A 24,995-nucleotide genomic window follows, 5' to 3' on the forward strand; every position below is an offset into this window, starting at 1 on the left:
GATTTACTCAATCAATATCGTTGTATGAACGAGGGTTACTACTTGATACACGTTGGAATTTTGCGACTTCAGCAGCGACCTGTTGGGCTAATGATCTTTCATCCATACCTGCAGAAGGGTAGACGTTGATGGTCAATTGCATTGGTTGAGAATTTCCTGCAGCTGCAGCACCTGATAGACGTGACGAAATTGGTGGACGTGAATCAAATCGAATGCCACTTGTATCGAATGAACCAAGTAAATCCTTACTAATATTGCTTATGGCTAGACTTGGGAGCTTTGCATTTTGATCTATTCCCATTGCTAAACCATGCATGTTATATGCACCCAATTCAGCAAAGACGCGGCTAGGGGAGTGAATGCCAAACGCCCCCTTAACTGTATTTGTAATTGTTGATGCGACTTCTTTAGCTTTTGCAACGACAGCACCCATAGCACTGCCGATACCATTGGCTAAACCCTGCATAAGCATTTGCCCGAAACCAGTAAATGTACTCGGCAGTTGAAACCCAAAATAATTCATTACGCCTGCAAAGGCTTTGTAAAATAAGCCGAGAGGTGACCAGTTAATGATGGTTGAGGTTATGTTTGCGATACCACTACTGAAAAATGATTTGATACTCTCCCAAACATTACCGAAAAACTGTTTGATGGGTTCCCAATTTTTATAGACGGTATATGCCAAGATAGCCAATGTTGTGATTAGCAGAATAATAGGATGTGCTCTTGCAACAACAAATAAATATTTGAGTAGCCCACCAATCCGCGTAAACACATTGATTAGGCTGAAAGCTTTCAAGCCTAATGTTGCCATAGAAACTTTCAATATTGCTAATGGGGCGAGGATGGTCACCATTGTCATGGTTAGTACGCCCATTGCAGCAATGATTGCCAGCACCGCAACAATTATCTTGGCCATCGTTGAGACAAGCACAGGATTGCTTTTTGAGAACTCATTAAATTTGCCGATAACAGAGGTCATTGTTTGTAAAAGATCTCGTAAATCATCTTTAATGGAATCGGAAATAGTGGTTCGTAAACCATCAAAACCACTGGTAAGTTTTGTCCAGTCACCAGCAACGTTATCATTCATCGTTTCTGCTAGTTTTTTTGCCTCTCCACTAGCGGCCTTATTGATTTTGACTAACTCTTGAAGTGCGCCATTACCTGCTTGTTCCACGAGGACTTGAAGTCCACTAAATGCCTCTTCACCTGCTATAGCCTTAAAGAACTCAGCACGTTGTGCGTTGCCCATGTTCGAGGTTTTTTGTTCTAGCTCAGTCAGTATGGTTGGCAAATCTCTTAAATTACCTTTTGCATCTTTGGTGCTTATACTGAGCTGATCAAGTGCTTTTGCTGCTGCCTTGGGGGGAGCTGCTAACCGACCTAGGATCGATCGTAATGCGGTACCTGCCATTGAACCTTGTAAGCCTGCATCACCAAGTTTACCTGTGGCTGCTGCCAACGTCTCGATATCTACACCCAGTCCAGAAGCGACAGGAGCCACATATTTCATGGTTTCACCCATCATACTGATATCGGTATTGGATCTCGTCATGGTTGCGGACATAACATCGCCCAATTGTCCCATTTGATCGGCCTTCATCTTCATGCCAGTCAAAATATTTGAAGCAATATCTGCTGTTGAACCTAGATCAAGGCTGCCAGCAGCAGCGAGACTTAACATACCAGGCATCGCGGCTTTGATACTTTCAGGGGTAAATCCAGCCATCGCAAGGAATGCTTGGCCTGATGCTGCATCAGCTGCAGTGAATGAGGTTTCAGAACCAAGCTTTTGTGCTTGTTCTCGAAGTGCTTTCAACTCAGGTGAATTTTTATCAAGTCGTGTTAATGCCTGAACTCGACTCATATTAGAGTCAAGGTTTGTACCTGGTGCAATAAAACGAGCACCTGCATAAGCAGACATGCCAGCACCTGCAACTTGCATTGCCCCTTGAGAGAATTTTCCTTGGAGTTCTGAAGAGTGTCGCTGCAGATCATTTACTTTTTTTTGAGATTGGGAGATACGATCTAGCATTTCTTTCTTTTTGCGTAAAGCGACGGTCGCCGAATCAATTTTGATTCTTAACTGCTGTTCATCTTTCGAGAGATTCTTTGTACTGATCCCAGTTTGAGAAAGCGATTGACGTAAGCGCTGTAAATGTACAACCTGATCCCTTTCTTCTTGCTTCAATTGGTTGACTGCAAGCCGAGCACGGTCAAGTTCTTTTGTCATTGCACGTGTCGGTTTCGGCATTGCAGCATGTGCTTGAGCGAGTTGTGTAGCTCGCTCCTTAGCTCGTTGCATTTCACTGCGAGTTTTACCCAATGCATCGTTTAAACGTTTAAAAGAAGTAATATCCGCTTGTGTTTGATTCAACTTTTTCAAAGCAGCTTGTTGATCCTTAAATTGACCAGAAAGCCCTTTACTATTTTTTTGAATGTCTCGAATCGGCTTAGATGCTTTATCGATGATTTCAAGCACTGTTTTTAAGGCTAACTTACTCATTTATCGTTACTTTCCCAGCGTTTATGGGCACGTTCTCGCCATTGCATTAGTTCTTCAAGCTCAAAGTCATCACAGTCACTTGGCTTCCAGTGAAACACGAGAGCCAAGTCTGCGATCACATCATCTATGAACTCGGGGAGTCGTCGTTCGTACTCGCGAAAAAACCAATCAGTTCAGTCCCAAGTTTTGTTATATCGGAAGGTTCAAGTTCATAAACATCCTGCGGACTCATTACGGGTTGTGTGACACGACTTGCAACTTTTGCGATCGTGTCAATATCAAGATTGAGTAAGTTGACAAGTGATAGTCCTCTTAATGCATGAGTCTTGGGTTTGCGGAGAGTGATTTCCTTAATCATTTCTTGACCACGAATGAAACCTACATCGAATTTGACGAGTTTAATATTTGGATCAATAACGGTTTCTAGCGATTGGCTTTGTTCTTCAGTTGTCATGAAATTTTTCCTGTTTGGGATTTTTTAGGGGGGGAGGGGGATTACCTGACCTATAGGCCGAGTAGTTCACGAATTTCCTGAGCGATGTCGCTATCACCAAAACGTTCAATGCCATTAATTAAATCAAGCTCAACTTCGACTACACCATCCACTTCCATGCGGTAGTAGGTGTGGTTATAAGTCATGGTGATTTCAGTTCTGTCACCATTTTTAGTGGTACCAGGGTCAAGTTCTAATGCCTGGCCACGCATATAGATTTCTACATTTTGATTGGTGCAATTGTCCTGACGTTCATAAATACCAACATAGCGGATTGGTAAGTCAGAAGTACCGCAGACTCCTAACTGGCGGTATTGCTTGATGTCAAAACCAGCATAAGTGACTTCGCTCTCAAGCTTTTCGTAGCCCATTGCCAGAGCCACGTCACCGATCATTCCAGCGCCACGATAGTCATCCGTTTTTTTGGTAATCTTTGGAATCGTGATGGACTCAGCTACGCCTGCCCATGAATGTGTATTTACAAAGACATTAAAATTTTTGAGTGTTCTAGGAAGCATAATTAAGCACCTTCAGTTGTCGTGCCGCCACCGAGCAATTTGCTGAAATCAACTAAATAGCGGTCAGTGATACGTTGGTTTAAGCCAAGATTTTCAAGTGTTGGTACAGGGGTATAGTCGTAGTCGATCCACAATTGACCTTGTTGTAACCCTTGAATCGAGTTTTCAGCAGCGTCATACCAAACTGAAGCACCGAGTAAATGTCGTGCTGTGACGTGTTCTTGCAATTCAGCATGAATAGAATCGATGATGTCTTTGGCCAGATAGGGAGTCAGAGGCTGATCAATAAATGGAAAACAACCATTTAAAATGGTGTCTAAAATAAATTGAGCTGTCCGGGTCGAAACCTCAAATGAAAAGCGAGGGTCGTCAGAACAGTTGCGATTGCCCCAAAATCGAAAGCCCTGATGTTGAATCATAGTGGTGATGTCATGGTTATTTAGATAACCTGCATCGGTGTCAGGATCTTCAAGATCCCAAGTGATGTCTTTACTGATGCCAGTTGGTCCAGTCACAGGAATATTTGATAAGGATTTGTGCCAACCGACTTTTTCATCAGTTTCAGCACGTAAGGCTGCTGCAGCAACAACGGCAGTAAAGTTGCCATGTCCGTACAATAGGGTTGGTTCAGGCATGTTGTTCCCATGTCATAAATGGTGATGGGTCAATCATGCTGTGATTGAATTAGCTTCGCTATTCGGGCTTTCCTGATTAAATGCTATTCAGGATTGGCGTGTGGTTGTACCTTTATTTTCTATTTTCAAAACCAGTACATAGTGGTCAGTACATTGAATTCTTCATTTGTTAGTATGTTGCTAAAATAAAACAGAGGGTTAAATTTTGGCGACACCTTATATTGTAGTTGGCTGCCCCACGACTGGCGGTGGAAAAGTCATTTCAGGAAGTAATTTTTTCTTAATTGAGGGCATTCCACTTGCTTGCGTAGGAGATAAAGCAACTTGTCCTAAGCATCAAACAGTTGCAACGATCATTACTGGTGATCCGCACATGCAGGTCATGGGTAAAATGGCCGCTAGGGTTAATGACTCCCTATCTTGTGGATGTAAGTTGTTACCGATGCAGAATCTTGTTGTTCAGGATAATGGTCCATCGCCCGGCTCTAATGCTGCAAGCTCATCTACGCCTACACCTGTTCAGGATAGTTTCATTGCACAAAATCCAGATGATCACGGCATAAAATTTAAGTTGCTAGATGAAAAAACAGGGCAACCTTTAGTTGAACAATATTTCAAACTGAAAGCACCTGATGGCAGCATGATTGAGGGTTTTACAGATGAAACTGGCCATACCGAGCTTGTTGAGTCAGGAAAAGAAACAAAAGAAGTTGATTTGATTACGTTTGACTTATCTAAGCCAATGGGAAAATGGAATTAAACATGTCAGAAGATTTAAGAAATCCACATAATAGACAGGTACACCCCGAATCAATGGTTAACCCTCCGCAGGAACAAAAAGTCTGCGTCATGACGGAACCATTATGTAATCAATATATAAAAGAAAGAAATTATTATATGGCCCGTCCATATAACTTCATGCTTGATTTAGGGCAATGGACTGACGTAGCACAAAACAACATTGAGTTGTTGATGGCAGTAAGGTTTGGCATGGAATACGATGTGAATACCTTTCCAGAAAGCTACATACACGACATTGGTTTTCACACACAAATGTATATTAAGTTCCATGACTATGTACTCAAACACTCATTAAAAGAAATTCCTAAAATTGTCGGTGAGTTTCAACAAACTGCATTTAAAGTAAGATTTCTGAGTACATTCGCAATCAACGACTTGAGAGAATTGCGAAATTTAGGACCATTTGCACAGGGCAAAGGGGCTGTAAAAGCTCTAAATGATTTAAATAAGACTGTTGGGAAATTAAATGTGGTAAATGCCACCGCTGCACTAGCAGACTTAACAAAAAATGGTGGACCTCTACATATCAACAGAAATATGTTTAAACGGGTATTCAAACAAGATTATCACCCAAACATGGTACAAATTTTAAGAAATGAAGGTATATACAGAGGTGATCCAGACAATGTTCAATACTCAGAATTTGAAAAAAAATTTAGTCGTTAGTATGTTTAGTATTAGTGCATTATCTGCCTGTACAAGTACATTAACGAATAATGAGTTTAAAGAGGCCTTGGTGCACGGAAACTCAGGCGCAATAAGTATGCTCTTACTAGATTCAGCAGTGTATCGTAAAGCTGCTGAAAGGGATTTGGATGCAGTTACATGGGAGTTGTTAAAATCTACTCTATCCAAAGTTGACGTAGTGCGTCAGTTTGAAAAAGAGATTGGAGGATCATATAAAATTGAAGAAAGTTTGACATTAGGTAATATGAATCAGCTTTGCCTAGTTAATAGTTTCTTACTCACGCACAAGAAAGAGCTACCACCTAATATTGATCATTCAGAAACATACAACTGGGTTGAATCGAAGCAAAAAGTATTCATAAATAATCTAAATGAAACTTTGGGTGATAAGAGAATGCAAAACGACTGTCGATCCTAAATAAAAAAGCCAACTTCTAAAAGTTGGCTTTTAATGCATATTGCTTTAATAGTTATGAAGGAATAGCAAAGATTCGACTAGCGTAATAAGACCAACCTGATGCTGATTTATAAGCATCTACAGATTCAGCAGGGACATAGATCGGAGCATTGTTTGTGTTGTTAAAAGCAATTGTTCCTAGTACTGGTGGAACAACAGCTAAACATCTTATAGATATACAAGATATCCAATTCTGAAAAACACCTTCTCCAATGTTTATAACACTTTCGGGAATGACCAAAGATGTAGCAGATAACCAATTGGTAAAAGCATTAATGTTAATCTTAGTAATACTATTGTTTATAACTAAAGATGTTCTTCCTTCCCCTTGATTTTCAAAATAGTAATTAGGAATCGGGTCACCAGTTACCTCTCTAATCGTTTCACCATTCAACACATACTCAATATCCCAAGGTTCATCAATAATTTCAGCCGCAGCTAAACAGAATGTAAGACTTCCATCTTCATGTTCTGTAAAGGTTGGATCACCGTTTGATAAACTCCAAGCAGACCCGCTAATAGGAATTAATCTAAATCTATGGGGTTCAGAATCTTCATTCAAAATATGCATGCTTCCGTCCCAACTAACATTAAAGAAATGGCTATAGTTATCGTTAAGATATAGGGGTACGTTTGCAGTCTCAGCGAGTAGCTCTCCATCTAGTTCAATCTGCCAAGTTCCGTCAAAATAATTAAAATCGATTGAGTCATTAGCACCCTCGCAAGAAATCGGTGGCATGACTAGCTCAGATAAACAAAATGCGACTTTACGATATTCCAACTCTCCGTCAGTGTCGGGGTTATGAGGATCACTGAAAACTACTGACTGATTACCTGCCAAATCAACTAAAAAGTATTCGTCATTAACTGAATAGAAAATCTCTAATTCAATTCGCAATGGACTATCAGAATTATTAGTAAATTCAAATAAATTCGAGTCAGTTAATAAAACTTCACAATTAATATTGTTTTCAAGAAAGTGATCACGCAATCCATATTGATCGTTTGATCCCTCAATCGAAATAGGTTCGCCACCAAAGACATCAACGCCATTAACCTTAGCTTTAAAAAGCGTGGTTGGATCACTGAAATATCTTAATTGAACTGTATTTGTTGCCCCCTCACAATTAACTATTGGAGGGGTAATAACTCCCCCAAGTCTGCTCCTAAAAATACGTTGCCGCTCGTCCACTCAGGCCAAATAATTTCGATTTCTCGGTGGGCTAACTGATCACGATAAGCCACAACTAGCTCAGCAGTTTCTAACATTTCTGCATCTTCATCACGTGGGGTTATATAGCAGTATGCTCGAAGTTTTTTACAAACAGACGCTAATGCTTCAACGACATCAGGGGTTTCTACATCAGGTGCAATAATAATTTTAGGCGTTAAGCCGAGTTTCGATTTAGCTGAAAGTAAGGCTTGAATGCCTGTACGTCCTGCTTCGGTCGTTGTTCCGATAACGTTACTTTGTTCAAAAACCTCCCCAAACGGACTGTTGACACGGATTACAATCAGTGTGGGGTTGGTAATCATAGAAATGATTTCAAGATTTTTGCGTAAGTTGCCTTCGTACCCAGCTGCAGGTAATACACGATTGATCGAATTCACTAGGACTGGGGTGTTGAGTGGGAAAACAATTTCATCAGCATCATCAGCATGCGTAATCATTGCGATTACGTTTGTTTGAGCATCACGCATTGGGATGATACCTGATTGAACTTCACGTCCTGAAATTCCGTGGTGGAACTGTGCCATAGATGACTCCAAAAGTAATGTTGGCTTTGTGAGTCATATTGAAGCTAGTGATATCTGAGTGCGAATGTTTGAATCCTGATTAAATGCTATTCAGGATTTGCTGATGGGTTCATGCACGATGAGATAATTTCTTAAAAATTTCGAGATAATTGACACTTAAATCATTTTCATATGCTGCAAAAAGATTTCAATTTTAGCCCAGCATCCCTATACATATTGGTGGAAGCATATAAATGCCACCAGGCGTTATTTGGCTTGTACAACACAAGAACATTCCATAATTCTGATTTCGCTTCCATCTGAAATTATTAAAAGTGTTGTATGTAACTCCTTTTGCTATCCAGTTAAGTGTTGGGTAAGCAGTTAGCGCTCGATCAATATCTAAAAAATAAGATGGGTCTGTGATCATTATTAGCTGATTGTTAAAGCTGCTTGAAGTTTCTACAACTCGAATCATCCCACGCATCCAAAGCGCACCGTCTTTTTTGCATACCTGAATGCCGCCAGTTCCACCCGTTTCATAATAGGGTTGAATCCACTGTCCCCAAGTCCCTACAGTATCCACCTCTACCCAATTCCATTTATTTGCATCCACTTGTGCTTGCAACTTACCTATAGCAGTTTCTAATTGATCAATAGGCAATACTGGACTCACATTTGAAGTATCAAGCCCATTAAATGTTACTTGACGCACACGCGCTGAAGTGAAATATAAGTTCGTTGAGCCTTCAGGGACTTCATCAGTATTAGAGCCAACGTTTACTGCATGAACAATCCATTTGCTATCATCACCGTCCCATATTGCGACCATTCGATCAAAGCCACTACCTGAGTCTATATGCGCATAATCTCCATCGATAGCTGTAGGCAAGGCTGAAGTAAGCGCTGCATAGCTACTGAATACACCACGAAAATGCTGTACAAAATCAACTTTATCAAGCTTCTGATTATCTAGTGTTTCAAGTACAGCTTGAGCTGCTCCAACCTGATCAGCACCAACGTCATTTGCATTTAAGACAATATCACCAATTTTACCTTGAACGGAATTTACTGGTGAAGATGGGTAGGGGGTGAAAACTCCAAAAGGTATCTCAATAACACAATCAGCTTCATCAATTAATCGATCGATAGGAATTGGATTATTTGACCAACGGATCTCGATAATAATTTCTTCATTCAGCATTATGAAATTCCCTTATAAATCGTAAATGCAAATTTTCCTGAGCTTTTAACTTTTTCTTCAATCGTCAATTTTATATCCAAAAAAGCAGAACCAGTTTTCCAAGTCTGTGTAATAGACTTATCCACCTCAAATAAGATACTGCCTTTATTTGATGCCTGATCAGGAAAAATCGTTACGTTACAAGTCGCAATTTGCTCACCTTTTTGATTAATAATTTTTGATGTGATTTCCATATCTGCCGTAATCTCGATAGGTTCACGACTTTTTTTTGTTTTAAAGGTAGCGATAAATGAAAAGCTGTCGCCGATGGTAATGTAGGGTGTATTCATCATTTTTAATTCCCAATCGCAAACCAATAGAACTCTGTGCCACTGGTGGCATCATTACCCTCGTAAACTTTGAATTGTGACTTACTAACGATCTCTACATATACTTTACTGGTTCCACCACCGCTAATTTGCTGAGCAATAATTGCAAAAGCTGCATTTGGAAATTGGATAGGGAAGTTTTGAGATGTAAAATCGTCGCTGACTTTACCCCATTGCAAAATTAGGTTATTCGGCAATCGGGTATAACCATTTGGGGTGGCTGAAAAAGTTCCAAGCATCAAGTTAATAGCGGTCAATGTTCCTAAAACGGTTGCATCTCCTGCGATGTTGCCACCAGTTTTATCGTATTTATTATTCAATTGATTATTAACTGATGTTGATAATAGGCTGATTTGAGTGTTTACCCATTCTTTATTGGCTGTTACAACATTTGGATCGATTGAGATTAAAGCCTCTTTCCCTGATTCAGCAGTAATATCAATCACGATCGTGAGTTCACCACCTGCACCTTCAGCAATCACGGGTTTATACCCCCCATGATAATTGCCAATATAAACAAGCTGGCCTGTGTCATCTTTTAATCCAATTTCATGCAGGTTAAAGCCACCGATATTGGCTTCGACAGTTGCAGTCACAGTGGTAACAGCATCATTTATCACAACAGATTGAACAGGAACGGTTGCTCTTTGATTAACAAGAGCTGTACGGTTTTTTTGATCAATTGGATCATATGGAATATTGTTTGCATCACCCAAGACCATTTCACTTAATACAATTGATGCAACATCATGTGCTTGAGCAACTAAGGTTGCACCATAATCCGTCAGTGTCACATAAAATTTTGCTGTCATGTTTTATCCTAAAGTGTACTTAAATTAACGGTTTCACCTGAATGACACGCACCTGTCATTTGGTATTGGCCACTACTAACAACTTTTGCCGATATTGAAAAACTATCTCGAGCAGACTTAGTGGCTTCGACTGCAGTTTGAATCTGTAAGAGTTGATCGATTGAAACTGTGAGTTCGTTGATAATCACAACGAAAGTGAAAGGGGGTTGTTGTGGGGTGAACTCATGCCAAGCTTTAAGCTGAAAATTATTTGCAAATTTACTGATCAAGCTTTCGATTGAGGAACGTGTACCACGTTGAGCATTGAAGGTTTTGCTTTCAGATATCGAAAGGCGTTTCTCTGCTTCGCTCCAGTCAGATCTCCAATACTCGACACGATGATCCCAAGCTAACCATGCTAGAAAAGGAACAGGGCAAAATTCGACCCGATAAAGTTCAACAAAAGGGATGGGTAATTGAGTAATACGCTGACCGATCTGCTCTATATTTTTTTCAAGCTTTGTCGCATTTGGTGGGAGTAAGCTAGACATCTCTAAACTCCGTAATTGTGATATTTATGCCGACGTTCTTGGCATAATTATTCTTTTGAATCACGATGTCGTTGAGTGGCTCAAGGATAATAACGTTTTGAACTCCGCCCTGGTGCAATGCTCTAAATAATCCGCTGCGAGTGACATCATAACCAAGCGAATTAGTGATCTTTATATATTCAGCCAAAGCAGTTTCAGCTGCTTCTTTAACGACTTCAGCATCAGGACCAGGGAATAAAACTAGAGAAGTATTCAAGTTCCATTCAATCGGTGTGGCAGCTTTGACAGTAACTTTATCTGTAAGAGGTCTGCGAGTGCTTGGAGTCAGTGTGTGATCGACGATATCAAGTAAAGTTTGAACCGCAACTTCATCGATATGACTTTGTACCCAAATATCGACAAAGCCTGAGTTGGGGGTGGTGACTGCGATATCTTTGACATGGCCATGTGCTGACAAACCCCAAAATTGATAACAACCTTCTGACCCTGCTGACATCGATTCAGGTTCTAAATGAACTCGTCGTCTCAGATCCTCATCTAACTCCATTACTGCTTCAGTTGGAGGCGCGGTGGTTGGATCTGCTTCAATGATAGTTTTACGGTAAATGCCACGATTTGCTGCAAGATGGTCAAGGTCAGAACCTTTTGCATAAGCAAGCATCAGGGCTTTAGCTTTTTCATTAATTTGGCCAGTTTTTAAGAATTGGCGATAAGCAAATGTCTGCAGCAGTTTGACCAAGGGTTCACTTTCATAATTTAGAACTGGTGCAAGATCAGGATCTCTAGAAATGAGATCCGCTTTGCAGGCTTCTAGCTCGGTTTCATAGTCCAGTGTTTCTAAAACATTGGGAAAGGGGAGAGCTGATAAATCAATTCGGGTGGTGCTCATGCAGCTGCTCCGATCATAAAGTTTTCGTTAAATGGTTTTTCACCTGAGGCGGTTATTTGGTTTCCTAAAATAAAGAAATCCCATTTGCCTGGTGTCTGAGCTGATTGATTCACTTGGATCTGACTGATCTTGATTCGGGGTTCAAAACGGATCAGTGAAGTTGCTGCTGCGGACATGAGTTTTATTTGGGTAAATTCGTTACATGGTTGGTCAATTAATTCAGGAACTAAAGAACCATAAAAGCGACGGCATAAACGTGTACCGATGAGTGTGCTTAAAATGTCGTGAATCGATTGCTTTAAATGAGCATATGCTTGGCTTTCATCATCTGTGATGGCATAACCATTCAATCTAGACATGCCTTTCATCATTCACCTCCGCTAGAAGGTAATGCAGGGGTAGTTTGTCCTGGTCCATTCAGGACATTGCCGTGAGGGTGTTTAATAAGGCTGATATTTGCTGCAATGACATCGATGTCCGAAGTAATTTCATCTTCTGCATGGACCGTACCTTTAAATATTGTTTCTGGCACATCAAAAATGCATTTACTCAACTTGAAATTGGCTTCACCAGTGGTGACATTGACGACAATGCTATGCTCGCCTAATTGAATATAAACCTCGTTAGGATTATCAGTCGGTGGGGGGTTATTCTCAGAAAATAGGCTGATTTGAGGGATAGCACTGGTCAGCTCACCACCTTGAGCCGTGACAGAAAACTGTTCGCCAAGTGAAGGACATCTCCAAACCTTAACGATACCTGCAGCTATAGTAGGAATAGGAATCCAGTCAGTTTCATTTTCATCGATTTTTAAGCGTAATTTACCTGCAGATGCATCGACTGCAATCACGGTACCGATGGCTGCTAGATTTTGAAATTGTCTTGTTAAATTACTCATGATGAAATCAAAAAGCCCATGATGTTTGGATCATGGGCTTTTTAAGTATGGCTTGCTATTTAGGCATTCCTGATTAAAGGTTATTCAGGAAGTACAAAGTTAGTAATGATCAATTCCTTTCCATTATTTTCATCAGTTGAATCTGTATTTAATGACCATCGTATTTTCTTACTGTGTAAATTGAAGTCGGCAAAGAGTTCTCGTACTTCAGGAAGGTCATTTAAACTCAAAATAAATTTCCCTTGAATATTTTTAAGAATATCTCGAAGTTTGACGAAATCATCACGGCTGAAAATATTTTTTCCATAATAATTTTCACAATTGTAATAAGGTGGATCTAGATAAAAAAGTGTGTCAGGACGATCCATTTTTGTAATTAACGCATCAAAATTGCGATTTTCGATAGTAACTTTTTGCAATCGGTCATGAATAAGGGTTAAGACTTGCCGTAACTCATCTCCCAATTTTAAGTGGCGTGGACGTTCTACATGACTAAAGAAATTTGGATCTGAAATTTTTGCTCCAAAGCACGTACGTAATAAGTAATAAAAGCGAGCTGCTCGTTGGATGTCAGTCAAGGTATGTGAGGGGATCACTTTCAATCGTTCAAATTCATCACGGCTGATCAGTTGCGTTTCAAACTCTTGAAGTAATGCATCCAAATGATATTTAAATACCCGATAGAGATTAATCAGATCTCCATTGATGTCGTTTATCGTTTCATATTTGGAAGGGGATTTTTTAAATAATACCCAACCTGCACCACCAAAGACTTCACAATAGTGAGCATGTTCAGGCATCATTTCAATGATTGTTCGTGCAAGTTGTGATTTACCACCCAACCATCCTGAAAATGAACGGCCTGAAGGGTTGTAAGTTGGTTTTGATAAATCCTGAGAGTTATCCTGGTTTGAGTTTTTTAGGCGCATGATATTGCTCCATTGGTAGCTCAAGGCTATCTAACCCGACGTTCTAGACGTTCCAATGGTTAACCACACGACAGCGTGGACATTTAATTTCAATTTTTACCGAGATTTTTTCAATTTTCCCAAGTAATTTTCCGCAGTTACATCGTAATTCGATCATATTGTTAAAAATTTCTGAATTTCTGATTTAATCCATTGCTCATCATCTTTGCTGAACCCGACCACTTGACGGATTGGGTAGCGTGTTGGCTTTGCATTTTTGCTTGGCCGAATTGTTTTTCCTTCCTGGTGTACTGAAGCAACAAATCCCGTGCGTCCACCGAAACCAACTACAGCATGATTGTCTGAATATTCAGTCTTTAATTGCTTACCAATTTTTTGAAACAATGTTGCGTTACGTTTTATTTTTCCAGTTTGATCCCTTTTCCGCGGGATGAATCGATTTCCATCAGGATCTCGTTGTTGCTTAATTCGGTCACGAAATCTCACACGTAAACCCTGAGCCAAACGTCGCATTAACTCTCGGCGTTGTTTGGGTTCAAGCATCAAATCAATTTGATCAAGCCAATGATTTAATCCACCTATCGCATCCATTATCCACCTTTAGGAAAAAATCCACCTTGTAGTTCATTCCAAACAAGATCAGGGCAAATATGGTATCCATTACAGTTTGAGATCACTTTGTCACGTTGTGGGAAATCAATTTCAAGATCAAAGGTTTCAGAATCAATAATCTCAGAACTAAAAGAAATCTGAATATCTTTTCCAGTCTCATCCAAATGCAGATTATTGGATTTTAACCATTCACGAATCACCATAATTACTTCTACTGGGTCTGCACGATAATCTATGATTAATAGTCGTGCGGTATATTCTAGATATCCGTCCTTTTGTGTCCCATTGACGATCAGCAGATGACATTTATCCACTGTCATCATCGGGAAATGATCACTTAAAAATTGTTTGAGGGGAACAAGGGCTTTCATTGTTAATTATCAACAGCTGCATATAGCAATTGAGTTGCTACGCGATTGGTCCACCCTTTGCCATATGTTGGCCAAGTTGAAAGTTTTGTGTAGTAGGCCAGACGTTCAGCATTAAATTTCATTAATACATCATTTAAGTCTGCAGAGTTTATGGCTTCCAAAGTGATAGGACCAATAATTCCATCATCTGCCACACCTACTGCGCTTTGAAGTTTTCGTTTTGCTGTGGACATTCCAGCATTTATAGCAAAATCCCAAAGTTGAAAAACGATAGCCGCTTTAATTTCATTTGCATTTAAAGCATCCCACCAATCCCTTTTATAGATATTTTTGGCTTGTTCAAGCTTGATGTTTTTAATATCTAGATCTGGGTAAGTCATTGCAGAAATGCCAAACTTAGTGCCTTTAAGTTGGCCTTTTCCGATTATACCAGTTGTCCAGTTGCCACGATCTCGACGATCATCTGTGAACTTTCCTTCATGGCCAATCAAACGTTTGAATGCCTCATCAAAAGTTAATTTGCTCATATCAACACTCACTTAAAAATTGCAACAAATGCAGATTTGACTTCAGCAATGAGTTCACTAGGCTTTTTTCCTTCCATCAGTCGTATTGACTGATAGATGATTCCAATGAACAGCAAGCCAAATACGGCAAAAACAAGCATCACTGCGCCCTGTGCAGGATGCGAATAATGTGATAGTTGGTAATATTCAATGTAGGCCGCACCGCCATAAAGACTGATTGCAACACTAATGGTAAATTTGATAATCACACCTTTGGTGATTTTGATTCGACCTTCCATGTCAATATCACCACTTAAAGTTAGGGCAAAGATCGCCCCAATTACTGCAGCAATTATTTTTAAGAACCATGGTAGTCCTTTGATACTAATTGGGTCATTCATGCCCATCCCCTTAATCCCAAAGCTTGAGTGTTTGTGGTGCTGAAGCTTTGGTTAATTCTGGTAATTGTATGGATTGATGTTGGTTTAAAAATATTTGTTCATTGGTTGAATTGGCTTCAACTAAGGCAGGCAACATATCGACTGCCTTTGCACCGTAATAACGATATGCAATCGACTCCAATGTATCGCCTTGTATAGCGTTGACTGATTTCATATCAGTCGAACTCGGTTACGAGGACGATTGGTTAAATCAGCAATGGTGTGTTGAACAATCCTGCGAAGCGAATCTGCTTTGTCTTTCTGATTTTCACCACGCGACTGCCCAGTGGTGGTGGTATCAAAATCAAGATTGTCTTCACAAATAAGTGCTGCGGCTTCGTAGCTCACAGCGCGTTTATATTTGCGGATCTGTTCTTCTGATTGGATATCGATGGCTTTTAAGTCACCATTGATAGTATCCATCGCCAACAGAATTTTTTCAGTGAGTAAAAGCTCGCCTTTGGATTGATCTAAACGCACCTGTCCAAGTAAATCCTTAATGCTGATATTTGGATATTCAGCAATTGGATTTTGGACTTCAGCATCATTTACGGGTGCGTTTAGAAGCATGGGTTACTCCTTTGGCTTGGAGTCGGTGGACGCAGGATCAGTCCCATCAGCTTTTTGATCAGCCGTTGAAACTGCCTGCGAGCCGACAGTGGCGTCGGGAGACGACTCGGTTGCAGGTAGACGCAATCGTTTTTCAAGCTGTTCTAAATCCTTTTTACAGCCAGCTTTAGGATTGTGTCGAATTGCATTCTTGTAAGCTGATACAGCTTCAATGGGTTGTGCCTGGTTTAAAGCATCACCTAGAGCACGATAAATTTTGGCGCGAACTTCATCGACCATTTGTTCGCCTTCACCAAGACTGATGATGCGTTCAATCAAGGAAGCATTTGCAATTGCAATGTCGGTATCATCGATAAGTACTTCAGCACATTGCTCTGTTACGAATTCAGCAGTCGAACGTGAGTAGCCTTCAGGCATCACCATGTCATTCAGCACTGCATATTCAGCAATTTTAATTGCCAGTTCAAAATCATTGGCATCAATTGCCCAAATCATTAAATGAACTAATGTCGTGTTTTGGGGTGCAGGGGACACCGCAAGGCAACCATCGATATAACCGTAGTACTCAGGCAACCATTCTGCTTTTTTGGCAATACGCTCTTGAATAGATTTTAAACCACTTAAAATATTCAAATGGTTGAACATACGCAGTTCAACATTTGGAACATTTGTCTGATTTAAAAGTTCAGCAGGGATTTGAACCGATTGATCAGGTCCTGAAGAGAGATCCCAAGCCAATGTACGCTTTTGACGTGGATCAAGACTTTGCTGCGATTTTATGGCTTTCTCAGCCAACATTTTTTCACGATGTTGGCGCATTGAATTCATACCCATGTTAGTCATCCAGTTCGATGTTTTCGATTAACAAGCACTTGGTATAGTCTTCAACTACATAGTCCTCGTTGATTGATTGATAATCCACAGCACGATCCCATTGAGGTTCATCAACGATCGAACGATTAAATGTACCGTTTTGGATATAGATCGAAAGATTGTCAGGTGTAGTGATCAAAATTGTTTTTGCAGGGAAAGTTGGTACGTGCATCGCAGGTAAAGTGCCAAGCTGCTTATTGGCATAAATGGTACGTGCAGCCAATTGTTCAGTTGGATCTTGAATGGTATTCAAAAGTGGTAAATATTTATCGCTTAAAATTCCACGACCACAAATGGCAATCAAACCACGGTCACGGTGCTGTTCAGCAATATATTCTTCGATTCCGTATTCAACTAAGCCATCAACCGTTTTGAATTCATGGGTAGCACCAATTTGTGTTTTAAGAACACCGCCACCAATATCAATGCCTTCATAATGTTGCTCAGGTGCATTATCACGGATTTTTTGCAGCCAACCTTTTTTGACATCTTGTAATAATGGATTGGTAACACGGTCACTGGTGGGTGCTCGATATACGCCATTAAAACCGATACAAAGCTTGTCTAATGCCACAGCACGAATGACCATTTCCTGAAGCTTTTTCTTAAAATCAGTGTGATGTCGCCATGCATTCAGCAAGATCCATTTCATCGCAACGTCATAGTTGGTTTGAGTACAGTCGTATTCATCCAGTAAATCGAGTGCTCCGACAGGAGTCGGTTGTCGAGCTTGGACGTTGGTATTGGTATTACCTGCAATGGTAGAACCAATACTCATCGCAATTTTTTCGCCTTTGGCATTATCAACAGGGAAAATATTAATCAGCTTTAAGAAATCAGCACTTTGTTGATAGGCTTGGATAATTTTTTGAGTTGGTACGGGTAAAACTGCAAAGGTTTGTTTTGCACTTTCAACACCATTTGCGCGCGCAACATCAGCTTTATAAGCATTAAATAACTGACGTGCTTCAGGTTGTAGAACGACTGACATAATTATTTAATTCCTTAGTAATCGACTGTGTTTGCTGCACCACCTGTTTGAACAGGCGGTGGATTCATTGGAGTTGTGCTCATGGCATTAAATTGGTTTTGTAAACCAGTAAGACCTTGAGTGAGCTGCTGTAAAGTGGCTTCAAGATTTGCACCGGGTGCAGCAGGTGCATTTTGGTTTGATTGTTGTTCAGGAGCAGCTACAGGTGGCGTTTGTGGAACAGAAGCGGTTTGGTGAGTTGGAGCTGCTGCAGGCGGTGCGCTTAATGTTTGTTTTAATGCACCAACTTCTTGAGTTAAGGTTTTTAGACCGTTAAAGCATTGCACTAAGCCTTGTGTTAATTGTGCAGCAAGCTCATCGCTAAATTGCTCTTTTGGCTTAGGTGCAGGCGTGAACACTTCTTTAAGTTGATCAAGAAGGCTTTTACCTTCATTTGGATGTTGTTCAGACATGGTGATATAGATCTCCGAATCAGGTTGGGTACTGAGCGAATGAAGTTTGTTAGAAAATTTAATGGCTTGAGTACCGAGAGAGTTCGGAGTATCTGTCATGCCTAGACCGACTTGATAGGCTTTTCCAGTACCTGCGAAATTTCGATAGAACTCAATTGAAGGGTAAATTTTTTGCCCTTTTTTATTCATGGCTACAAAGTTTGGCAATGCAGAAAGCGTGTTGTACAAACACATCAAACCATTTTCTTCAATGGCTTCGACTTTTACGATATCCCCATAGGCATTGAAAGGTGGTTCAGGTGAAAACCCACTCCAATGTTCAATATTGATCCGACCTGCATAATGCTCAGGATTGTATGAACTCGCCATTTCTTGAATTTCTTGGCGCGTTAATTCACGCCCATCTACGGTTTGCCCTTCACGAGCAACTCGAAAGCGTTTGATTACACGTCCTTCTCCTGGTAGCTCCGCCATTTGTATTCCACATATCATTTTTACGATGATTGAAGTCTGCTTCGGGCTGAGGTATTGGCGCAATCAAACCTATCCTGATTAAGCTGTAATCAGGAAAACATCACTCAAAGAATTTTTGTGCTTAAAGCAACATTAGGCACATGAATACAAACACACCGACGTTCCTAGAACTCATGAATCCAAGACAGCAGGGAAGAATACTTTTCTCGATGGGTATGTCTGTCTCTGAAATCGCCAAACACACTGGGGAAAATCGTTCGACAGTTGAAAGTTGGAAACAGCGTGATCAATGGTCACAAACGGATGTATATGATGAGGTGACAACAGGTTTAAAAATTCGCTATATGACACTGACTTTTATGGAAAATAAAAGTAATGCGAATTACAAAGAAATGGACATGATCGCTCGTCAGTTTGAACGATGGGCGAAAATTCAAAAATATCTGGAGTCAGGTAAACAAACGGATCTCAATCCGAATCTTGAGAATCGTAATGCTGCTCCGAAAAAGAAAAAGCTGAAGAATCAAATCACGCTCGAGGACTTGGAAAAACTGGAACAAGCATTCAACGAGTTTTTATATGTTTATCAAGAAGAGTGGATGGATGCGGTTTCCTGGTCTCGAATCTTTATCTTATTAAAATCACGTCAGATTGGTGCGACTTATATTTTTGCTCTATGGGCTTTAATCGATTTATTAAAAACTGGAAAAAATAAAATCTTTATGTCGGCATCGAAAGCTCAGGCATATCAGTTCATTGAATACATCAAAGCTTTTGTTTTAGATGTGATTGGATTGGATTTGACTGGAGATCCGATCGTAATTAATGGTCCGAATGGACAAGCAACCGTGTATTACTTGGGAACCAATGCGCTGACAGCTCAAGGTCGACATGGTGATGTAATCATGGACGAATTTTTTTGGATTCGTAAGTTTTTACAGTTTAAAAAAGTCGCTTCAGCAATGGCTTCGCAAAAGATGTATAAGCAAATTTATATGTCTACACCCTCCAGTATATTGCACGAAGCCTATAGCTTTTGGACTGGCAAAGACAGCAAACGTAAATTACCGATTGAGATCGATGTCAGCAAAGTCGCTTTAAAAGCGCCAGTCAAATGCGTTGATAGAAAAACTCGTCAAATTGTGACTTTGACCGATGCTGAAGAAAAAGGCTGTGATCTATTTGATCGTGAGGATCTGCTTGCCGAATATGGAGATGATGAGTTCGCTAATCTGTTTGATTGCGAGTTTATTGATGACTCAGGTTCTTATTTTCCCCTCAAAGAAATTGTCCCCAATATGGTCGATAGTTGGGAGATATGGACAGACTTTTTCCCGAACCAAAATCCACGTTATGAAGGGGAGGTATGGTTAGGCTATGACCCATCTTTCACAGGTGATAATGCTGCCCTAGCTGTAATCGCACCGCCCAAAACACCGCTTGAACCATATCGAATTCTTGAGATTAAACAGTTTCATGGAATGAAAGCCAGTGAGCAAGCTTTGTATATCAAAAAAGTATGTGGTCGATACAACGTCACCTTTATTGGGATTGATAACACTGGAAATGGCTTAGCCGTGGCTGAACATGTTGAACTTTTCTTTCCTCAATTAACACGTCTGAACTATACCCCTGAACTAAAAATCAGAATGGGGTTAAGGGTAAAAGAGTTATTTCAAAAACGTAGACTGCATTTTGATGCAGGTTTGCAAATCGTTGCTAAGTCATTCTTGTCTATTAAAAAAGCACTTACTGGTGGTGGTGGAAATAAAACACTGATTACCAGTCGAAGTGCTGAAACTGGACATGGTGACATAGCTTGGGCAGTTATGAACGGATTGGAAAAGGCACCAATTATTCATGTTGCAGATCCATCACATCTCGGCGCACAACAAAGCCGAATCAGAGTATTTAATTCATGAAAATATTGGATAGATTATTATCAACAGTTTTACCACGTATGGACCAATTTTCTGTACATGCGCCTGATTCAACTTTGCCAGTGGTACAACCTGCACAAACAAAGATGATCATGAGTAGTTTTGGTGAAGCTGAACCTGTTTTGGATGGGCATACACTATTTGAATATGGTTATTGTCCAGTGTGGCAAGATTGGTTCGAGCTGCCATTTGATATTGCTGCGACCGCAAAGTTATATCGCGGTACCAGTCACCATACCAGTGCGATCGTTATCAAGAGAAATATTCTCTCAGGTGATTTTATTCCTCATCCACTTTTGAGCCGACATGAGTTCAATGCTTTAGCTTTAAACCTAATCACCTTCGCAAACTCTTATGCCCATATTCAATACAATCGCTTTCGGGGTGTTATGAAAATAACATCACGACCTGCGATCAATATGAGAAAGGGAACTGATCTTTCTAAGTTCTATCAGTTGGATGGTTTTCAAAGTAAACAGCATGTTTTTAAACCTGAAGAAATCATCCATATTGCTGATGCAGACATCATGCAAGAGATTTATGGTGTTCCAAATTATTTGAGTAGCATCAATGCAATTTTATTAAATGAAGCTGCGACCTTATTCCGCAGAAGATATTACAAAAATGGAGCGCATGCTGGTTTTATCTTACATATCACTGATGCTTTGAAATCACAAAATGATGTTGATGCTCTTGAAGATGCATTAAGGAATTCAAAAGGTGCTGGAAACTTCAAGAATCTATTAGTGTATACACCTGGTGGAAAAGAGAAGGGACTAAATGTTATTCCACTGGCTGAAGTTGCTGCGAAGGATGAATTTTATAATATTAAGATTGCAAGCCGTGATGATCAGCTTGCAGGACATCGTATACCACCACAGCTCATGGGTGTGGTACCGCAAAACTCAGGTGGGTTTGGCGATATAGAAAAGGCAGCGCGAGTATTTTATTACAATGAGATTGTTTATTATCAAAACCTATTAAAACAAATTAATGATCAGCTTGGTATTGAAGTCATTAAGTTTAAAGAATATGACTTAATTTCTGCCGCTACAAACACATAGACACTTAAATTATATCAAAATCTCTATATAAAATATATATTTATTAAATGTTTGTGATGCCAAGTTTAAATGCTTGGCATTTTTTTTTGCTATTTGAAATCAATAAATATCAAGTTAATAGAACCAACAAACTACAACAGGGTCGAGAGGGCAAACGCAGTCTCCTCTCCCGCCTGCGCAGTTACTAAATGTCTCATTTCTGATGCACAGTAAAAAATTACTCAAGCGTTATGTTTCATAAGGTTTAGAGCAATTTCTTTATAGTCCTTTAGATGCGCTTTGATGCATTCCGATGCAATACATAATTAAACCTTAAAGATAGTAATTTTTTAACTCTGAAAACTATATGTTTTTAGAGGTTACAACTTAAAATTAAAGGAAATAAATAAGAGTAAATTATTGTTTTTTAAGGATTTAATTTGTAACCTCTTAGAGGTTACATGAGGTTACGGATAATTTTAAATATACTAAATATTTATATAAATCATATATATAAGGGGTTACACATTGTAACCTCAAAAAGGAGTTACATGTAACCTTAAAGTAACTCTGTTGTAACTTTTATAAATATAGTAATTATTAATAATAATCATATATATAACTATATAAATATAAATCTGTAACTTTTGTAACCCTTATTTTTGATAACTTAAAGTTTGGTGCGAGTCTTATAAATGATAACTAAATACTTGTTTCTACATTGCTGATATTTCTCTGTTTTTTCTCCATATATGCACACTATCTCCACATTTATGCATATAACCCTTTGAATTAATTATCTTACTGTGATCCCGACCCTCGGGACCAAGATTCAAAGACCCCAAGCTGGTATTAAAGGCTTGGGGTTTTTTTATGGCGATTAAAAATGTTAGTCTAAGAAGCTTGTTTAATTTTTGCTCCAGTTTAGGTCGTGGTTGCTTTATAGCCATAGGCGTAAATTTTTTGAAGAATAATCAGGATCTGTTGTCATTCTAATCATTCATTATGTTATGCCTTGTACTGTTTAGGATTGCTTAAGTCGAAAGCACTTGAGTCGCCAGTATTTGTGTAATGTCAGCAGATCCTATGAAAAGGATAAATAATGAAGCCGTATCAAAGAGCCGCACTTGCTTTGGCAGTACTAAAGCTGGAAACCAATAACACAAAACGCAATATCTATGATTATACTCAATCTTATTATCCTCGTATTTCAGGTCATGCCGATAAAGAGTGCATAAAGTTTTTTGATTATGATCGAAATACCTATTTTGAGGGACGGTTTAATGGCGGTGAATATCGCCTTTATGACTATGGGCATGGTGAATACATCTCGATAAAACAAAAATCTGCTGGTTGTTACGAGGGGTATCATTATGGAAGCGGTCGTTATTATTCGATTGCATGTCAGGGAAATAATGTGAGTTTTTATGACTATGGCACCGCGCTATACTATAACTATGCATAAAAATATTTTTATTACTTCATCTTTTATAAATTAATAATTTTCAATTGCTTGTCTTTAAATAATTTTTAAACAAACATGAATGGCGAAGAGCAGTGGTCTATGACTGCTTCTTTGCGCATTGATGACAAGTGTAATCTGCTTTATTCGTCCGCAAGTTTTAGTAGACTTCTTTCATACATACCCTTGCGGAACTTCAATCGTTGCTCATTCTCTCGATGGGGGAAAATGCAAAGCGGCTAAAATGTAGAAGATCGCTTGTGTGATACGGTTCTCTTTAATCAAATATTCATGTTAAAATTTAATGAAATTTCACGTTTTGTTTCGAAATAATGAGAAGCGTTTATTGCCTTTTATGTTAAACTTTGTTAATACTAAGTGATAGTTGTCACATTTTTCTTAATAAAACGTAAGCAACCGTATAATGATAATATTCGAGAGGCGGGCATGGCTATTCAACTATTAGAATTACAGCAGGCCGAAAAGTTAAGTGCTTGTAAGATATCTTTGTCTTTAGGCCTAAACACTGAACAGAACTTGATTGAACATTTCCTGCAATTTAATCGTAAATTGATGCAGGCCAGCACAGCATTGCTCGCTTTTCACCAAGAACCTTATCTTTGGCACCGTTGCCCTGAAAAATTACAAGCAATTGATTCTACAAAGATTGCAAAAAGTTTAAATACATTATTTGTCAATGATGATCTGATCGATAGTGAGCATCCGCGCTATCCAACCTTGATTGCCTTTTTAAATACATTCAAGCGAAAAGTACAAAGTGCCATTGCATTGCATCTCAGACATCCAGATCAAACCTCATTAGGATATGTGGTTTTATTTGATGAGGACGCCCAAGCATTTAGCGAGTTACAAAAACAGCTCTTACAGGCACACTGTGTTAATTTTATGCAACAGCTAGAGTTGAAATTTAATCATGATGAATTAAAAGAATTGTACGAACAAGAAGCGGCTTTGAATGTCAGTAAAACCAAATTCTTTTCGATCATTTCACATGATTTACGCGCACCTTTTCATGGCTTACTTGGCTTTTCTGAAATATTGGCGAAAGAGCGTGATACTTTAGATGAATCCAGTATTCAAAATATCGCAGATTATCTCCATGATACTTCGCAATCGACTTATAACTTATTGGAAAGTTTGCTGAATTGGGCAATGGCTGAGGGTGGTCGTTTTGTTTATCACCCAATTAATTTTAAGTTGCGGCAGATTACCAACATTGTCACTGATATTTTGAAAACGTTGGCTTTGAAAAAACATATCGAACTGGTCAATGAAGTCGATGAGAATCTTAAAGTTTATGCCGATATGAATATGATCACTTCGGTGATACAGAACCTCGTTTCAAATGCATTGAAATTTACCGATGTTGATAGCGCTGGAAAAGTCTTTATTCGAGCGAAAAACAACGGTGACTTTGTGGAAATCCATGTCAAAGACACAGGGTTAGGTATGACTCAAGCACAGATAAAGGAGCTATTTCAGCCTCGGATTACCATGAGTTTAAAAGGGACGGCTGGGGAAAAAGGCGCTGGTTTAGGGCTGGCTTTGTGTAAGCGGTTTGTTGAAATGAACCTTGGTGAAATTAGTGCCAGCTCGAAAGAAGGGGAAGGTACGCTCTTTACTGTACGATTGCCTATAGCACGTGAACATGTGGATTCATGTGTTGAACAGCATAAAAGTCAAGAAAAATTAGCTTAAAGAGATTTTAAAGATAAGGGTGTAACTGATATAACTAGAAAGGTCTACAGACCTCATTAAGATGACATCAAGTCG

General features: G+C 39.4%; 31 protein-coding genes. 7 read left to right on the forward strand and 24 right to left on the reverse strand.

Translation table 11 applies throughout. The annotated features are described in order from the left end of the window. Positions 1–7: 7 nt before the first annotated feature. From MMO38_RS00350 to MMO38_RS00370, 5 genes are read right to left on the reverse strand one after another with little or no spacing between them, the layout of a single operon-like run. Positions 8–2,509, reverse strand: a complete 2,502-nt coding sequence (locus MMO38_RS00350) for a phage tail tape measure protein (RefSeq protein ID WP_241321996.1) — start codon at positions 2,507–2,509, stop codon at positions 8–10. After that, positions 2,506–2,628 (reverse strand): GpE family phage tail protein, encoded by a 123-nt coding sequence (locus tag MMO38_RS00355; protein ID WP_347005725.1) that lies wholly within the window; start codon positions 2,626–2,628, stop codon positions 2,506–2,508. Before MMO38_RS00355 ends, MMO38_RS00350 begins: the two co-directional genes overlap by 4 nt. Before the next feature lie 5 nt (positions 2,629–2,633). Next, positions 2,634–2,963 (reverse strand): phage tail assembly protein, encoded by a 330-nt coding sequence (locus MMO38_RS00360; RefSeq protein WP_241321997.1) that lies wholly within the window; start codon positions 2,961–2,963, stop codon positions 2,634–2,636. A 50-nt stretch (positions 2,964–3,013) separates the two neighbouring features. Beyond that, positions 3,014–3,520 (reverse strand): phage major tail tube protein, encoded by a 507-nt coding sequence (locus MMO38_RS00365; protein WP_241321998.1) that lies wholly within the window; start codon positions 3,518–3,520, stop codon positions 3,014–3,016. Positions 3,521–3,522: 2 nt separating this feature from the next. Continuing rightward, complete coding sequence (locus MMO38_RS00370) at positions 3,523–4,155, reverse strand: phage tail sheath subtilisin-like domain-containing protein (RefSeq protein ID WP_241321999.1); 633 nt, start codon at positions 4,153–4,155, stop codon at positions 3,523–3,525. 205 nt (positions 4,156–4,360) lie between these two features. Between MMO38_RS00370 and MMO38_RS00375 the strand changes: the two genes are divergently transcribed. The 3 genes from MMO38_RS00375 to MMO38_RS00385 are packed head-to-tail and all read left to right on the forward strand — an operon-like array spanning position 4,361 to position 6,061. Next, complete coding sequence (locus MMO38_RS00375; protein ID WP_241322000.1) at positions 4,361–4,915, forward strand: PAAR domain-containing protein; 555 nt, start codon at positions 4,361–4,363, stop codon at positions 4,913–4,915. 2 nt (positions 4,916–4,917) lie between these two features. Next, a complete protein-coding gene (locus MMO38_RS00380; protein ID WP_241322001.1) occupies positions 4,918–5,622 on the forward strand; it encodes a hypothetical protein in 705 nt (234 codons plus the stop codon). Continuing rightward, the gene (locus MMO38_RS00385) at positions 5,582–6,061 is read left to right on the forward strand and encodes a hypothetical protein (protein ID WP_241322002.1); all 480 of its coding nucleotides are present in this window, start codon (positions 5,582–5,584) and stop codon (positions 6,059–6,061) included. Before MMO38_RS00380 ends, MMO38_RS00385 begins: the two co-directional genes overlap by 41 nt. Before the next feature lie 52 nt (positions 6,062–6,113). Here the strand turns inward: MMO38_RS00385 and MMO38_RS16685 are convergent, their stop codons facing one another. The 19 genes from MMO38_RS16685 to MMO38_RS00480 form a co-directional block, all read right to left on the reverse strand. Then, on the reverse strand, positions 6,114–7,292 hold the full coding sequence (locus MMO38_RS16685; RefSeq protein WP_241322003.1) for a leucine-rich repeat protein: 1,179 nt from the start codon (positions 7,290–7,292) through the stop codon (positions 6,114–6,116). After that, positions 7,232–7,858 (reverse strand): hypothetical protein, encoded by a 627-nt coding sequence (locus tag MMO38_RS00395; protein WP_241322004.1) that lies wholly within the window; start codon positions 7,856–7,858, stop codon positions 7,232–7,234. Before MMO38_RS00395 ends, MMO38_RS16685 begins: the two co-directional genes overlap by 61 nt. A gap of 193 nt (positions 7,859–8,051) precedes the next feature. Beyond that, positions 8,052–9,041, reverse strand: a complete 990-nt coding sequence (locus MMO38_RS00400) for a hypothetical protein (RefSeq protein ID WP_241322005.1) — start codon at positions 9,039–9,041, stop codon at positions 8,052–8,054. Then, positions 9,041–9,373 carry a hypothetical protein gene (locus MMO38_RS00405; RefSeq protein ID WP_241322006.1) on the reverse strand — a complete coding sequence of 111 codons (333 nt, stop codon included), beginning with the start codon at positions 9,371–9,373 and terminating at the stop codon, positions 9,041–9,043. Before MMO38_RS00405 ends, MMO38_RS00400 begins: the two co-directional genes overlap by 1 nt. 2 nt (positions 9,374–9,375) lie before the next feature. After that, complete coding sequence (locus MMO38_RS00410; protein ID WP_241322007.1) at positions 9,376–10,221, reverse strand: phage tail protein; 846 nt, start codon at positions 10,219–10,221, stop codon at positions 9,376–9,378. 8 nt (positions 10,222–10,229) lie between these two features. Next, positions 10,230–10,751, reverse strand: a complete 522-nt coding sequence (locus MMO38_RS00415) for a phage tail protein I (protein ID WP_241322008.1) — start codon at positions 10,749–10,751, stop codon at positions 10,230–10,232. Further along, positions 10,744–11,640, reverse strand: coding sequence for a baseplate J/gp47 family protein (locus MMO38_RS00420; RefSeq protein WP_241322009.1), 897 nt, complete (start codon positions 11,638–11,640; stop codon positions 10,744–10,746). The genes MMO38_RS00415 and MMO38_RS00420 overlap by 8 nt, the downstream gene beginning before the upstream one ends. Beyond that, on the reverse strand, positions 11,637–11,999 hold the full coding sequence (locus MMO38_RS00425; protein WP_241322011.1) for a GPW/gp25 family protein: 363 nt from the start codon (positions 11,997–11,999) through the stop codon (positions 11,637–11,639). The genes MMO38_RS00420 and MMO38_RS00425 overlap by 4 nt, the downstream gene beginning before the upstream one ends. Positions 12,000–12,007: 8 nt before the next feature. Further along, entirely contained in the window at positions 12,008–12,538 is a 531-nt protein-coding gene (locus MMO38_RS00430; RefSeq protein WP_241322014.1) for a phage baseplate assembly protein V, read from the reverse strand. Between the two features lie 80 nt (positions 12,539–12,618). Continuing rightward, positions 12,619–13,467 carry a Dam family site-specific DNA-(adenine-N6)-methyltransferase gene (locus MMO38_RS00435; protein WP_241322015.1) on the reverse strand — a complete coding sequence of 283 codons (849 nt, stop codon included), beginning with the start codon at positions 13,465–13,467 and terminating at the stop codon, positions 12,619–12,621. Positions 13,468–13,620: 153 nt separating this feature from the next. Further along, positions 13,621–14,058, reverse strand: coding sequence for a phage virion morphogenesis protein (locus MMO38_RS00440; protein WP_241322017.1), 438 nt, complete (start codon positions 14,056–14,058; stop codon positions 13,621–13,623). Next, complete coding sequence (locus MMO38_RS00445) at positions 14,058–14,450, reverse strand: phage tail protein (RefSeq protein WP_241322019.1); 393 nt, start codon at positions 14,448–14,450, stop codon at positions 14,058–14,060. Before MMO38_RS00445 ends, MMO38_RS00440 begins: the two co-directional genes overlap by 1 nt. A gap of 2 nt (positions 14,451–14,452) precedes the next feature. After that, a complete protein-coding gene (locus MMO38_RS00450) occupies positions 14,453–14,977 on the reverse strand; it encodes a glycosyl hydrolase 108 family protein (protein ID WP_241322021.1) in 525 nt (174 codons plus the stop codon). Positions 14,978–14,985: 8 nt separating this feature from the next. Further along, complete coding sequence (locus MMO38_RS00455; protein ID WP_241322022.1) at positions 14,986–15,357, reverse strand: hypothetical protein; 372 nt, start codon at positions 15,355–15,357, stop codon at positions 14,986–14,988. A 10-nt stretch (positions 15,358–15,367) separates the two neighbouring features. Continuing rightward, entirely contained in the window at positions 15,368–15,571 is a 204-nt protein-coding gene (locus MMO38_RS00460; protein WP_241322024.1) for a tail protein X, read from the reverse strand. Further along, positions 15,568–15,966: a head completion/stabilization protein gene (locus MMO38_RS00465; protein WP_241322026.1), complete on the reverse strand. Its 399-nt coding sequence runs from the start codon at positions 15,964–15,966 to the stop codon at positions 15,568–15,570. Before MMO38_RS00465 ends, MMO38_RS00460 begins: the two co-directional genes overlap by 4 nt. 3 nt (positions 15,967–15,969) lie before the next feature. After that, positions 15,970–16,800: a phage terminase small subunit gene (gpM, locus tag MMO38_RS00470; RefSeq protein WP_241322027.1), complete on the reverse strand. Its 831-nt coding sequence runs from the start codon at positions 16,798–16,800 to the stop codon at positions 15,970–15,972. 1 nt (position 16,801) lies between these two features. After that, a complete protein-coding gene (locus MMO38_RS00475) occupies positions 16,802–17,830 on the reverse strand; it encodes a phage major capsid protein, P2 family (protein WP_241322029.1) in 1,029 nt (342 codons plus the stop codon). A gap of 14 nt (positions 17,831–17,844) precedes the next feature. Continuing rightward, a complete protein-coding gene (locus MMO38_RS00480; protein ID WP_241322030.1) occupies positions 17,845–18,756 on the reverse strand; it encodes a GPO family capsid scaffolding protein in 912 nt (303 codons plus the stop codon). A 140-nt stretch (positions 18,757–18,896) separates the two neighbouring features. Here MMO38_RS00480 and MMO38_RS00485 point away from each other — a divergent pair, with 140 nt between their 5' ends. From MMO38_RS00485 to MMO38_RS00500, 4 genes are all read left to right on the forward strand, one after another. Then, the gene (locus MMO38_RS00485; RefSeq protein ID WP_241322031.1) at positions 18,897–20,678 is read left to right on the forward strand and encodes a terminase family protein; all 1,782 of its coding nucleotides are present in this window, start codon (positions 18,897–18,899) and stop codon (positions 20,676–20,678) included. Continuing rightward, positions 20,675–21,760 carry a phage portal protein gene (locus tag MMO38_RS00490; protein ID WP_241322032.1) on the forward strand — a complete coding sequence of 362 codons (1,086 nt, stop codon included), beginning with the start codon at positions 20,675–20,677 and terminating at the stop codon, positions 21,758–21,760. Before MMO38_RS00485 ends, MMO38_RS00490 begins: the two co-directional genes overlap by 4 nt. A 1,081-nt stretch (positions 21,761–22,841) precedes the next feature. Beyond that, a complete protein-coding gene (locus MMO38_RS00495) occupies positions 22,842–23,204 on the forward strand; it encodes a hypothetical protein (protein ID WP_241322033.1) in 363 nt (120 codons plus the stop codon). A 444-nt stretch (positions 23,205–23,648) separates the two neighbouring features. Then, on the forward strand, positions 23,649–24,920 hold the full coding sequence (locus MMO38_RS00500; RefSeq protein ID WP_241322035.1) for a HAMP domain-containing sensor histidine kinase: 1,272 nt from the start codon (positions 23,649–23,651) through the stop codon (positions 24,918–24,920). Positions 24,921–24,995: the final 75 nt, after the last annotated feature.

This window comes from Acinetobacter sp. NIPH 1852 (genome assembly GCF_022549455.1).
Taxonomy (GTDB): domain Bacteria; phylum Pseudomonadota; class Gammaproteobacteria; order Pseudomonadales; family Moraxellaceae; genus Acinetobacter.

Bases quoted from the DNA above. Each gene is read 5' to 3' on its own strand.
- MMO38_RS00430 (WP_241322014.1), bottom strand. From the start codon at position 12,538: ATGAGTAATTTAACAAGACAATTTCAAAATCTAGCAGCCATCGGTACC.
- MMO38_RS00415 (WP_241322008.1), bottom strand. From the start codon at position 10,751: ATGTCTAGCTTACTCCCACCAAATGCGACAAAGCTTGAAAAAAATATA.
- MMO38_RS00410 (WP_241322007.1), bottom strand. From the start codon at position 10,221: ATGACAGCAAAATTTTATGTGACACTGACGGATTATGGTGCAACCTTA.
- MMO38_RS00460 (WP_241322024.1), bottom strand. From the start codon at position 15,571: ATGAAATCAGTCAACGCTATACAAGGCGATACATTGGAGTCGATTGCA.
- MMO38_RS00420 (WP_241322009.1), bottom strand. From the start codon at position 11,640: ATGAGCACCACCCGAATTGATTTATCAGCTCTCCCCTTTCCCAATGTT.
- MMO38_RS00380 (WP_241322001.1), top strand. From the start codon at position 4,918: ATGTCAGAAGATTTAAGAAATCCACATAATAGACAGGTACACCCCGAA.
- MMO38_RS00435 (WP_241322015.1), bottom strand. From the start codon at position 13,467: ATGCGCCTAAAAAACTCAAACCAGGATAACTCTCAGGATTTATCAAAA.
- MMO38_RS00350 (WP_241321996.1), bottom strand. From the start codon at position 2,509: ATGAGTAAGTTAGCCTTAAAAACAGTGCTTGAAATCATCGATAAAGCA.
- MMO38_RS00365 (WP_241321998.1), bottom strand. From the start codon at position 3,520: ATGCTTCCTAGAACACTCAAAAATTTTAATGTCTTTGTAAATACACAT.
- MMO38_RS00395 (WP_241322004.1), bottom strand. From the start codon at position 7,858: ATGGCACAGTTCCACCACGGAATTTCAGGACGTGAAGTTCAATCAGGT.
- MMO38_RS00360 (WP_241321997.1), bottom strand. From the start codon at position 2,963: ATGACAACTGAAGAACAAAGCCAATCGCTAGAAACCGTTATTGATCCA.
- MMO38_RS00400 (WP_241322005.1), bottom strand. From the start codon at position 9,041: ATGCTGAATGAAGAAATTATTATCGAGATCCGTTGGTCAAATAATCCA.
- MMO38_RS00485 (WP_241322031.1), top strand. From the start codon at position 18,897: ATGAATACAAACACACCGACGTTCCTAGAACTCATGAATCCAAGACAG.
- gpM (WP_241322027.1), bottom strand. From the start codon at position 16,800: ATGGGTATGAATTCAATGCGCCAACATCGTGAAAAAATGTTGGCTGAG.
- MMO38_RS00500 (WP_241322035.1), top strand. From the start codon at position 23,649: ATGGCTATTCAACTATTAGAATTACAGCAGGCCGAAAAGTTAAGTGCT.
- MMO38_RS00425 (WP_241322011.1), bottom strand. From the start codon at position 11,999: ATGTCTAGATTGAATGGTTATGCCATCACAGATGATGAAAGCCAAGCA.
- MMO38_RS00455 (WP_241322022.1), bottom strand. From the start codon at position 15,357: ATGAATGACCCAATTAGTATCAAAGGACTACCATGGTTCTTAAAAATA.
- MMO38_RS00370 (WP_241321999.1), bottom strand. From the start codon at position 4,155: ATGCCTGAACCAACCCTATTGTACGGACATGGCAACTTTACTGCCGTT.
- MMO38_RS00495 (WP_241322033.1), top strand. From the start codon at position 22,842: ATGAAGCCGTATCAAAGAGCCGCACTTGCTTTGGCAGTACTAAAGCTG.
- MMO38_RS00385 (WP_241322002.1), top strand. From the start codon at position 5,582: ATGTTCAATACTCAGAATTTGAAAAAAAATTTAGTCGTTAGTATGTTT.
- MMO38_RS00465 (WP_241322026.1), bottom strand. From the start codon at position 15,966: ATGCTTCTAAACGCACCCGTAAATGATGCTGAAGTCCAAAATCCAATT.
- MMO38_RS00445 (WP_241322019.1), bottom strand. From the start codon at position 14,450: ATGAAAGCCCTTGTTCCCCTCAAACAATTTTTAAGTGATCATTTCCCG.
- MMO38_RS00480 (WP_241322030.1), bottom strand. From the start codon at position 18,756: ATGGCGGAGCTACCAGGAGAAGGACGTGTAATCAAACGCTTTCGAGTT.
- MMO38_RS00450 (WP_241322021.1), bottom strand. From the start codon at position 14,977: ATGAGCAAATTAACTTTTGATGAGGCATTCAAACGTTTGATTGGCCAT.
- MMO38_RS00475 (WP_241322029.1), bottom strand. From the start codon at position 17,830: ATGTCAGTCGTTCTACAACCTGAAGCACGTCAGTTATTTAATGCTTAT.
- MMO38_RS00440 (WP_241322017.1), bottom strand. From the start codon at position 14,058: ATGGATGCGATAGGTGGATTAAATCATTGGCTTGATCAAATTGATTTG.
- MMO38_RS00405 (WP_241322006.1), bottom strand. From the start codon at position 9,373: ATGATGAATACACCCTACATTACCATCGGCGACAGCTTTTCATTTATC.
- MMO38_RS00490 (WP_241322032.1), top strand. From the start codon at position 20,675: ATGAAAATATTGGATAGATTATTATCAACAGTTTTACCACGTATGGAC.